At 37.0% G+C, this 10,409-nt stretch carries 4 protein-coding genes and 1 pseudogene; 4 read left to right on the plus strand and 1 reads right to left on the minus strand.

Annotated features, from left to right (window positions below):
- The 4 genes and pseudogenes from ACFING_RS08305 to ACFING_RS08320 all read left to right on the plus strand — a co-directional run.
- Positions 1-1,219 (plus strand): annotated as a pseudogene (locus ACFING_RS08305) (hypothetical protein); the annotation flags it as partial.
- Positions 1,220-3,787 (plus strand): DUF6990 domain-containing protein, encoded by a 2,568-nt coding sequence (locus ACFING_RS08310; RefSeq protein ID WP_375630437.1) that lies wholly within the window; start codon positions 1,220-1,222, stop codon positions 3,785-3,787.
- A gap of 87 nt (positions 3,788-3,874) precedes the next feature.
- Entirely contained in the window at positions 3,875-4,237 is a 363-nt protein-coding gene (locus tag ACFING_RS08315; protein ID WP_375630439.1) for an HNH/ENDO VII family nuclease, read from the plus strand.
- A gap of 251 nt (positions 4,238-4,488) precedes the next feature.
- On the plus strand, positions 4,489-4,959 hold the full coding sequence (locus tag ACFING_RS08320; RefSeq protein WP_375630440.1) for an SMI1/KNR4 family protein: 471 nt from the start codon (positions 4,489-4,491) through the stop codon (positions 4,957-4,959).
- A gap of 1,091 nt (positions 4,960-6,050) precedes the next feature.
- Here the strand turns inward: ACFING_RS08320 and ACFING_RS08325 are convergent.
- Positions 6,051-10,409: type ISP restriction/modification enzyme (locus ACFING_RS08325; protein WP_375630442.1), on the minus strand; the 4,359-nt coding region annotated here is incomplete at its 5' end.

Consider the following 10,409-nt stretch of genomic DNA (forward strand, 5'->3'; position numbering starts at 1 on the left):
GGCTGCTGGGGGCGTTGCCGCTGCCCTTGCCGGTGGCAATGTTGATGCCGGCGCTGATGCCGCAGGTAATGCCGCTGCAAATAACTACCTCAGCAGTGCGCAACAAGCTCAGATGGAAAAGGAATTAAAGGAGTGTCCTGACCTTTTATGTCAAGCAAAAGTGACTGCGAAATGGTCTGCTATTAGTTGGGGGCAAAATGCAAGCTTTGGGGCTGGTATAGTAGCTGGTGTACCGGCTGAAGTATACGGTACGGTTGATGGTTTTTTGCAAATAATCAGTTCTCCTACGGTTGGTGACTTGATACAAATAGCCAAAAATTCCAAAGAGATTTTGAAAGCGCTCAAAGATTTCTTCACCAGTGGTAAGGTTTTGGCTACCCTTGGGCATGCCTTTGCACAGCCCTATGTAGATCGCATTAATAAAATGGAGGAGGAATATGAGCGAGCCGGTGCCGGTGGTTCCTTTAATGCTGGTCTTGAATTTGGAAAATTATTGACTGAAGTAGCAACGCTGTTTTTGGGAGGAGCTGGAACAGCCAAGGGAGCCATAAAGCTTGGCGAAAAGGCTCTGGCTAAATTCGCTGCTAAGACTGAAGCAGCAGCTGCAAAAGCAGAAAAGGAAGTTGTTCAATCAGTTGGAAAAATTGGCTCTGAAGACAGTGCCAAAGGCGAAAAGATCAAAGATCCGCAGACAGGAAATAAAAACAGAGAACATCATGACAAAAAACGTGATAAGGACAAGCAAGAATTAGAAAACAAGGAAGAATGTACGGTATGCCAAAAAGAACCCTCGTTTAAGGCTGAGGTGAAGGGAGCTGAGTTTGAGAGTGATATGTTTGGAAGAAAACCACTTGAAAAAAGATCTCGTCCTGATCTTCTTTATATAGAAAATGGTGAATTAAAAATTAGAGAAACAAAAACAGGTGATTCCAAGCTTACAGAAAATCAAAAAATTTTGAAAGAAGCCTATAAAACAGGAGATGCAAAACCCACGGGAGATGTTATTAGAGAGTTTCTTGAGGAACACAAAGAAAAGCTAAATAAATATCAGGAAGAACTCAAAGAATTTATAGACGAAAAGAAACCAACTCAGAAACAACTGGATGATTTTAAGAAAGATTGGGCTAAAAACCAATTAGGTAGGGAGTGGGGAAGACCTATCGAATATGAAATTAGCCGTCATACAGGTCGTTTAGAAGAACTTGTACAGGGACAATAAATGAAGATACAAACCAAAGACGTAACAGAAATTTTAAAAATACTGGGCTGGGAACCCTATCGCGATGAAGTGGGAGACACTTTCGCGCATTATCATCTTCCTGACCGCATTGTGGGCATAGGCTATGATATAAAAAATTATGGAGAGAGCGGCAAAGAGTTCCGGTTATCGGCTAAACTCACTACTGCTTCCTATTGCCTTGCTCGGGAATATTCTAGAGGTGAAAAATCACAGCGTAAATATGAAGATGTGCTGTTTTACGCGAAGGAGGATTTTAATGTTAAACCTTCAGATCTTTCCGAAAGCCATATTAAGGACGCTCTAAATAGAGTGATTGCATGGGCGCAAGCACAGGATATTGAAAAAAAGTTGTGCGAGGAAGCTACTAATCATTCTGCCGTTGCACAAGCATTACTTGGTGATATGGAGGCTTTAAGGAGTGATAGATCTACCCCAAAACTATCTGTGCCAGAATTTGCAGATTATAAAACAATGACATCGGATGATCGCCTGCTTTTTTTTGCACAGGCCTATAAAAATGGGGAATTAGACGATATTCTAATGCGTAAAAAGCCAAAAAAGCAACAGATGAGTCTCACAGCAGCAATGCGCGTTCTTAAAACACAAGGGTGGTTTTCTACGGAGCCTAGAAAAATGTGGTTGGTTTTGCCCGACCGCTTTATTCAATTTGATTTTGGTTTTATACGTCTTCATGATAATTACAATGTCCGTATTGAAGCTGAAATATCTAATGAAATTATTTCTGTAGCTTGTAAATATATTCACTATAGTGGGGAGTATCGGTGCATATCACCTACAAATACTTATAATTCTTTTAACACGATTGGGGGGGGGATTTTTAGTGGTTTTGATAAAGGCATTGATATTTGTGTAGAGACATTAGATGAGAAAGAGCTTATCAAAATCTCTGAGCGAATAATACAATGGGCACGTGCCCAAGATTTACAAGCATCAATAGAAAGCAAAACACGTGTTCAAAAGTATAGCTACAATATACGTATAGTCTGGCATTTAGCTTGTTTAGCATTGACAGGTCAAATTGATATCCTGAAATCTTATCAAAATTTTTTAGAAGCCGGTACGATTTCTGGACATTTAGAAGACCGTGAAGTGGAGAAGTATGTTAATCACGCAGTTCAATTTGCTGAAGAGCATCTGAAAATCTTTAATGAGCGAAAAGCCATAGATGATCGTCTTAGTTTGCAAGATTTGTCTTTTCTTAATACAGTTTCTGAAGACTTAAAAAGGATGGGGTGGACAGTTTATCGCGATAAGAACTATGATCGCAATGCTTATTTTGTAAGTAAAGACCGTATCATCAATATAATGTACAGTCTTCAAAGTGATGAAGAAGAGCCGATTGTTGTATTTAAGGCTTCGCTTTCAACACTTGGCTTTTCTACTGCTCATAGAGAGATGTTTCCTAGATTGCCCCAATATATAGCTCTCAAAGAGGCAGAAGAATTTTATACAGTTTCTAGTACTGAATTGGATGAAGGCAAGCTAAAGGAGATTTGTACAGATATACTTGAGTGGGCTGATCGGCAAAATGTCAATCAAATCATCTATGATTATGCCGCTTTGCCAACAAACAGTGAAGCTCACCTTGTGGCACGTCACTTTATAGCACTCATTCTGATTGGTGATATTGAAAAGCTCAAATTTTATAAGGAAAGTTTCAGGGCAAAGAACCATCTAGGCTTTGTGGAAGGTATCACGAAATATACGATTGACAACTCTCTTACTCTTGCACGGGGTTATCGAGCAGGTTTTCCGAAAAATGCACCGATTTTAAGCTTGGATGCGCAAACAGCATCTGTTGCTTCTAAAACAACTTCTGTTGAAGTGGCAGAAGAAGTAAATGAAGCGGATGATACTGATGATCGTCTCACCATGGAAAGTGCTCATGCACTTTTAAAAATCCTAGGCTGGTCAACCGAGAAAATCAATGAGAATGATTATATGGCAAGCTATCAATTGGCTGATCGTGAAGTAGATATTCTTTATAACGACGAAATTGCCAAAGACTACCCGCAATTTGATAGCGCCTTTATGATTAGCACGGGCATTCTTTCCACCGCTTGTAAATTCATTGATCCTACCCACACGGAAGATATTCCAGATATACAGCTTAATTTTGAAGCCAAGGGATTAGAAATCTTTGAACCAGAAGTTACTGCGGATCGCTTAAAGCAAGCACTTGATGATGCGCTAGAATGGTCAGTCAAAGACATTGACCTTTCTAAAAGACTTCGCTCTGATTATGGTATAGCTCCTTGGGAAAAAGGCGCCACGTCTACGGATTATGCTTTACTTCATCTTGGCGCTCTTGCTTTATTGGGTGATGTTGAAGCCTTGCAATCTTATCAGAAAAGCTTTACGGCAGGTGATCACCTAGGCTTTGACGAGAGCATCAACAAAACCCACCTTGAACGTGCATTAGCTTTAGCCAAAGAAGTAGCAAAGGTGAAGCAAGTGAGCTACGCTTTGATTGAATGGGTAGCAAAAGATTTTGATAGTCACTTAGAGCTTTCTAGCGAGGAATAACCTCCTTCTTGGAAGGAGAGTTTGTTAAGTCTATTTAGAACAAAGAATACATTGATTATTTTGAAAAAATCGAGGGGCTTATGAATCATGAAATGGATAAAGAAAAAAATTATGGGAGCAGCTGAACCTGTGGAATTTAAAGGTAAAAAAGTTTATCAGGGAGATGAGCTGTTTGAGCCTGAAACAGTTTCTTCTTGGAAAGAAAAAGGACAGATAGTAACAGGTACAAATGTGGAAAGAATGGTATCAGGAAGAGCTCCTATTGGAGTCGATTGTAGGCCTATTATGTTATATCCTATGACACAAGAAGGTCCTATGGCTGAGGTTCTCTACTCATTTTATCAAGACAAGAGTTTTGTTGCGCCTATGAAGCCAAAGGAAAATTTTATCAGAAAAGTTATTTGTTGGATTTCAAAAAAAGACTCCTCAGCAAGAAAAAAGAAAAAGTAATTATTGCAAATATTGGAGTAATGACACTAAAAGGCGCTCTCTAAGCTTTAATGATCATCCCCTTTAATTATATCATATATTGTAAATGCGAGATGATTGCACAGAGACAAATGAGAAAAGAGCTCCTTCAAGAAAACATCCTTTATATTCTATCAATGTAATCCAAATTCCATTGGCTATAGTAGAGAATATTGATCAGTAGAAACACTCATTATGAGTAAAAACACACTGTGACTTATGGAGAAAAATTTATGAAAAGTTATACTTTATCGGATGTTGCACAATATATTGATATGCATAGTCATGCTATTAATTTTGGTACTAAAGATAATGCCCCTGATGATGTACGGATTAAAACAGCTGAGAACACTCTCGATTTACAATTTACCTCTTCCTATAAGGGTTTTTTAAAAAATTATGGAGGCGGAGAAGTTGGAGGTGAAGAAATATTCAGTATTTATGAAATCTGTGCAGGTATTCCTGCTGGTGATATTGTTTACCGAAATTTGCTTGATAGAAGAGATGGCTTTACGGACCCCAAACAACTTGTTATCTGCACAACTGATTTTGGTGAAACCTTTTATTTTGATTATACGCAGTTTCGGGATGGTGAATGCCCACTCTATCTCAAGTATACATCTGAAGATTCCGAATATTACGCAAGTAATTTTTATGAATTTCTCTGTAAAAGAATTAAAGAGTATGCAGGGGAAAATTCATGAAAACCTATACCTTAGATGATGTTATACAACTAGTTGATAATAGGATAATTGCGATTTATTGCCTGTTATGAAAACATCTCAATAGAAACTGACAATTATAGAGATGAGAAAAATACCTTTTAATAGACCTATGTCAGTGTTGTCAGTTCTTTTTAGCCCCTATGGCATTTTTTTAAATGAGAAAAAATTAAAAACATTATATTTCAATATGTTATTATTTTAATAACACAACTCATATCAATAGTACAATCTTTAAAGATAACCAATGATGTGAGTTGATTAAAACTTGTCAGTTTGTGTCAGTAAATTGAACTGATAACTAGATTATTTTAGTGAGTAATTAGTGCGTGTCTTATGAAAAGCGTATGAAAGTAAAAACTGATTACGTTATCAAAATCCCTTTTATGAATTTTTATAAGTTCATTTGAATAGATAAACTTATGATTTTAGAGAATGATTACAACGTGCTTTATGAAAAGCATATGATCCTTTAAGCCTTTCAAAAGATAGCTTGTAACTCATAAGAAATGCTATCAAGACCATTATGGTTATGAGTTTTGGAGGTTTAGGGGTTTTTGGGGGTTTTGGAGGTGCTTTTTACGCCCCCCCTTTACATATTTTTCAATAAAAAATAAAAGTCATTATATTTCAATATATTAGCATTTTAGAGATACAATCTATATTAAAACACAACCTATAAATACAACCAACGGTATATTTTTGAAGGTATTTTGAGGGTGTGAGAAACCTTCAAAACCTATAAGTAATATAAGAAAATGAATATATATAACTCTCTTTAAATAAAGCTTTTGAAAACAATAAAGCACTCATTTTAGATTACGGTATAATCTTTTAAAGGCAATGTAAAAAATCTAATTCACTTTAAGATGGGATTTCTTATAAGCCTTAAAGCAATCCAAAGTACAGTGTTAAAAAGTGCAAATGCTCTTTTTTAGAATAACGCATATAAACACTCCTTTTAGAGATTGTATGTAAGCAATGTATAAAGGGGGTATAGGAACCTATAGCTATAAGACCTTATACCCCTTGTAAGGTTATCACACTCATTATGTGAGCATGCTTTAATAAGCTTATTCAGTTTCTCTTATTTCTAATTTTGGTAAGTTCTTAACAATCTTCATTGTTTCTAAACTTACGGTAATAACCCTTTGAAATAACTCTAGAGGGTAGGCAGGGTTGCCAACGGTTTCAACAGCATAGCGATTGGCATCATTCACAATACCACTCTTTTTATCAGTCTTAACACATTGACGCCCCATAACCCATTCAAGAGCGGGCTTGCCATTAACGATATACTCATAAGCTTCAAGAGGGATATCTGTTATTGTGATATTGCTATTGTAAAAAACAGTTGATTTATCCTTTTCCTTACTATTCTTAATTTTTGCGAATTTCATTTCAGTTACATAATAAAACTTTTCGGGATTAGAGATCTCTGTCTGTTTTGGATTACCCTTTTTAAAGGTTACTGGATAAGGTTTTACATCTTCATAATTCACATGCAAATGACCCAGTTCACGTCCTGCTGTCACAAACTTCCAAAAATCATCAGCATTTTTTACACACGGGATACGAGGCAATTCTTTAGAGAGGTTATCAGCATAACGAGAGCGGTAATCTTCCGAATGCAAAATTCCATAAACGTAATAGAATAAATCATCTTTCGTGATAGTTTCATTAGGATAAGCGGCTTTAAAATGTTCTAACCCTTCATTCGTAATGGCATCACGCTTTTGTAAACTAGCTGTTTTACTTTCTTCTGTAAATAAATAGGATTGTTTCTTGTTTTTATCTTTTGAGATCGTGCTATCTTTGTAAATATAGCGCGGAAAGCATTGACTAGTATCCATCGCATGAAAATCAGGCACATTTTTAGTCATAAATACAGAAAAACCACACCTTGCTCCTATGCCTGTAATTTGAATTACTTTATTTTCAACCGTTTTCCCCATCGGAAATATACAAGGAATTTTAGCAACCATTTCATTAAAGGCACGATTGTAATAAAGCCATTGCTGTATAAAAGGACGATAAAGGCTTTGAATAAGGCATATATCTTCAAATTCAAAAATCTTTCCTTTAGTTAAATGTTTTTTAAGATTAATACTCCAACTAATTTTGCGTTCATCCGTATTGACGAAATCGTCTACGACATTAGCACGTGTTTTTCGGTCAGTATGTACATAAGTATCATTAAAATGTTCCACTTCGCTATTATAGGAAGCAATCATATTATTCATGTTTTTCTTTAAAACTTCACGGCTGGAGTTATATGCCCAAGCATCACGATTAGTTTTTAGACCACAAGAATAAATCTCAAACAGTTTTTTATCATAAGGTTTCTTATCACCTAGAGCTAAGAATGTTTCAAAACTGTCATCACGTTGATTTATCCAATCACCATGTTTATCTGGTGTAATCATTTGCCAGCTTTGTTTACGTGTAATACCACCAACACTACCAAAGTATTCAAGAGCTGTAAGTTTTTCTTTTATCGTACGATTATTACCAATATCATGATAGTAAATTTTACATTCTTCAGAAACATTGGGATTTTTGATAAATAAGGTTACGGCAATACCAGTCATACTACCACTACCAAAAACATTTTCTCCTTCTTGAGCTTTTCCATCGCTTAACATATTTTTACGGATATCCCCCCGTAAATTAAGTACATAAATGCTCGTAAATTCGTTGGCTAAAGATTTTCGTAAACCATCCATTGTCGACTTTTCTATATAACCAGATCCAGAAACAAAGCCGATTACCCCAGCATTATCAATACGATCACTAGCCCAGCGTATAGCACGAATATAACTATCGTAAAGTGCTTGCATATTGATTGATTCAGATTGAGCAGCATAGGTTTCACGAATACGGTCATTTAATATGGGATAAGGGGTATTCTTTGCATTGTCATTAGCACTTTTTTGACCTGTTGAATAGGGAGGATTGCCAAAGATAACTTCGATATTTAGATTTTTCTGGTGTTCTAAATATTCACTGTTTTCTTTGAATAATTTTTGCAGAAGGTTCTTTTCTTCAAGCATCTGAAACGTATCAGTCAAACCAATATGCTTGAAAGGGATATACTCACCTTTCATCAAACTATGATAAGTCGATTCAATGTTAATCGCTGCTATGTAATAGGCAAGCAAAACAATCTCATTGGCGTGGATATCATGACGGAACTTATATTCCATATCCTCTGGTTTGATGAGATTGGATTGTAAAAGCCGTGTAATAAAGGTTCCCGTTCCAGTGAAAGGGTCAAGAATAGAAACACCCCGTGACCCCAAGCTTTTTCCAAACTCATTACGCAACACATCATCAACAGAATGAATGATAAAATCAACAACCTCAACGGGTGTATAAACAATCCCAAGCTTATCCGTGGTTTTCTTAAATGCCTTGGCAAAAAAACTTTCATAAAGTTTGATAATAAGATTCTGTTTTGCATGCGTTTCGGTGATACCTGCTGTACAGAATGTGACACTTTTGTAAAATTTATCAAGATCTTTCGTTTTCTCTTCGATATTGGTTTTATCCAGTTCCGTTAAGATCTTATCCATTGCTTGCGAAATGGCATTGTTCTGTACAAATTCATTGCCTTCAAACAAGGCTTCAAACACGGGACGCGTGACAAGATGTTGTGCAAGCATCTCAATGGCTTCCTCTTGTTTGATTTCACTGTTGACGTTGTTCTTTAATTCCTTATGGAATGCATCAAAGGCGTGAAAGGCTTCACTCTTTTCATCGGAAATCATATCTTTAAGATGATTGATATGGTTTTGAGCAATCTCAGCAACATTGTTCGCCCATATGCCCCAATAATCCGTGATTTTAAAACTATCCAGAAAAATGGCTTTGACAAAATCAAAAAATTCAGAACGGGGGAATAAGTCTTCTTGTCCTCCAGATACCGATTGAGATTTGCTTTCTGCTGTTCCAATGACACGTCCAGAACTTTCTGCTTTTGATGGTATCGAGATCTCATCAACCGTTGTGGTGAGTTCTTGTAATTCATTGGCACGCTTAATCTCTATAATCTCAATCGTATGGCTGCTATCTTGTCCTAAAGACATTTGATTAATCGTCCGAGCAAGCCTTTCATCATGAGAATGTAAAGCATGCAAAACTTGCCAAACAACACGGTATCTCTTATTGTTTTTTAAAGCCTTTTTGGCTTCTAAGTGTGAAGGAATGATAATGGGTAAAATGATATAGCCCGTTTTTTTATTTGGAGCACGGCGCATCACACGCCCTACCGCCTGTATCACATCCACTTGGCTATTGCGCGGGTGTAAGAACATGATCGCATCAAGAGCAGGGACGTCAATTCCTTCAGACAGACACCGAACATTGCTTAAAATCCGACAAACATTTTGACCCGCATCTTCTTTAAGCCAATCCAGTTCCTCATTGCGTTTTTTGACACTTTGCGTTCCGTCAATATGTCTTACTTCACAGTTTAGAAAGGGAACGGTTTGAAGGAAATCATCAATATGAGATTTGATAATTTTATTAAAGAGCTTTGTTATATATTGAGAGGTGTTAATGTCTTTGCAAAAAGCTAAAGCACATTGCATGGGCTCTGTATCATCATCATCAACAGCCGCTTGCTTATCTATTTTGGTAAGTGCTCTATAACAGCCAATAATTTTTGCCGCATCATCTAAATCAATTTCACGGTTTTCATTGGCAATAATCTCCTGTATGGCTGGTGTGATATAGGTTTCATTAATGCCTAAGACCACAATTTTGTAAGGGGTTAACAGTTCATTATCAACAGCTTCTGCGAAGGTATAATGATGGAGTTGTTTTCCAAAAAGTGCTTCATCATCCATAGAGGCGAGAACGGCATTGATCTCATCAGCGTGCCTTTTAGCAGTGTCACTAAAGATACGAGGCGTTGCTGTCATATACAGACGTTTTTTACCTCGAATAATGCTGTTATCATGAACCTTGATAAATTCAGATTCATTGTCTTCACTTCCCAATGAAGCCCCAGTTGTTCTATGCGCTTCATCACAAATGATCAAATCAAATTCGGGTAAACCATGCTCTTTTTGTGCATCCGAAATCACTTGGATAGAATGATAGGTTGAAAAGATAACCGTCATTGCATTTGCTAGGTTTTCACGAGCTTCTTTGGCAAGGGCTTTTGCATCTGTTGTAGCAGGGAGAACAAGATCTGAGGTTTCCATGCCAACAATATCATCTTGGTTTTTACGACGCTTGCCTACTTTTGTATCTGAACACACCGCAAAGGAACGCAAGGGCACTTGTGCATCGGCTGTCCATTCACGGATCGTTTGCGAGACTAAAGCAAGAGAAGGCACCAGAAACAACACACGCTTGCCTTTTCCTGCTATGTGTTCTGCTATCTTAAGGCTTGTGAAAGTCTTCCCCGTTCCACATGCCATAAT

It is taken from the genome of Bartonella sp. AP150HLJHH (genome assembly GCF_042196385.1).
Taxonomy (GTDB): domain Bacteria; phylum Pseudomonadota; class Alphaproteobacteria; order Rhizobiales; family Rhizobiaceae; genus Bartonella.

What these genes read in the sequence shown, in the direction of transcription:
- ACFING_RS08315 (WP_375630439.1), top strand. Translation starts at nt 3,875, where the DNA reads ATGAAATGGATAAAGAAAAAAATTATGGGAGCAGCTGAACCTGTGGAA.
- ACFING_RS08310 (WP_375630437.1), top strand. Translation starts at nt 1,220, where the DNA reads ATGAAGATACAAACCAAAGACGTAACAGAAATTTTAAAAATACTGGGC.
- ACFING_RS08320 (WP_375630440.1), top strand. Translation starts at nt 4,489, where the DNA reads ATGAAAAGTTATACTTTATCGGATGTTGCACAATATATTGATATGCAT.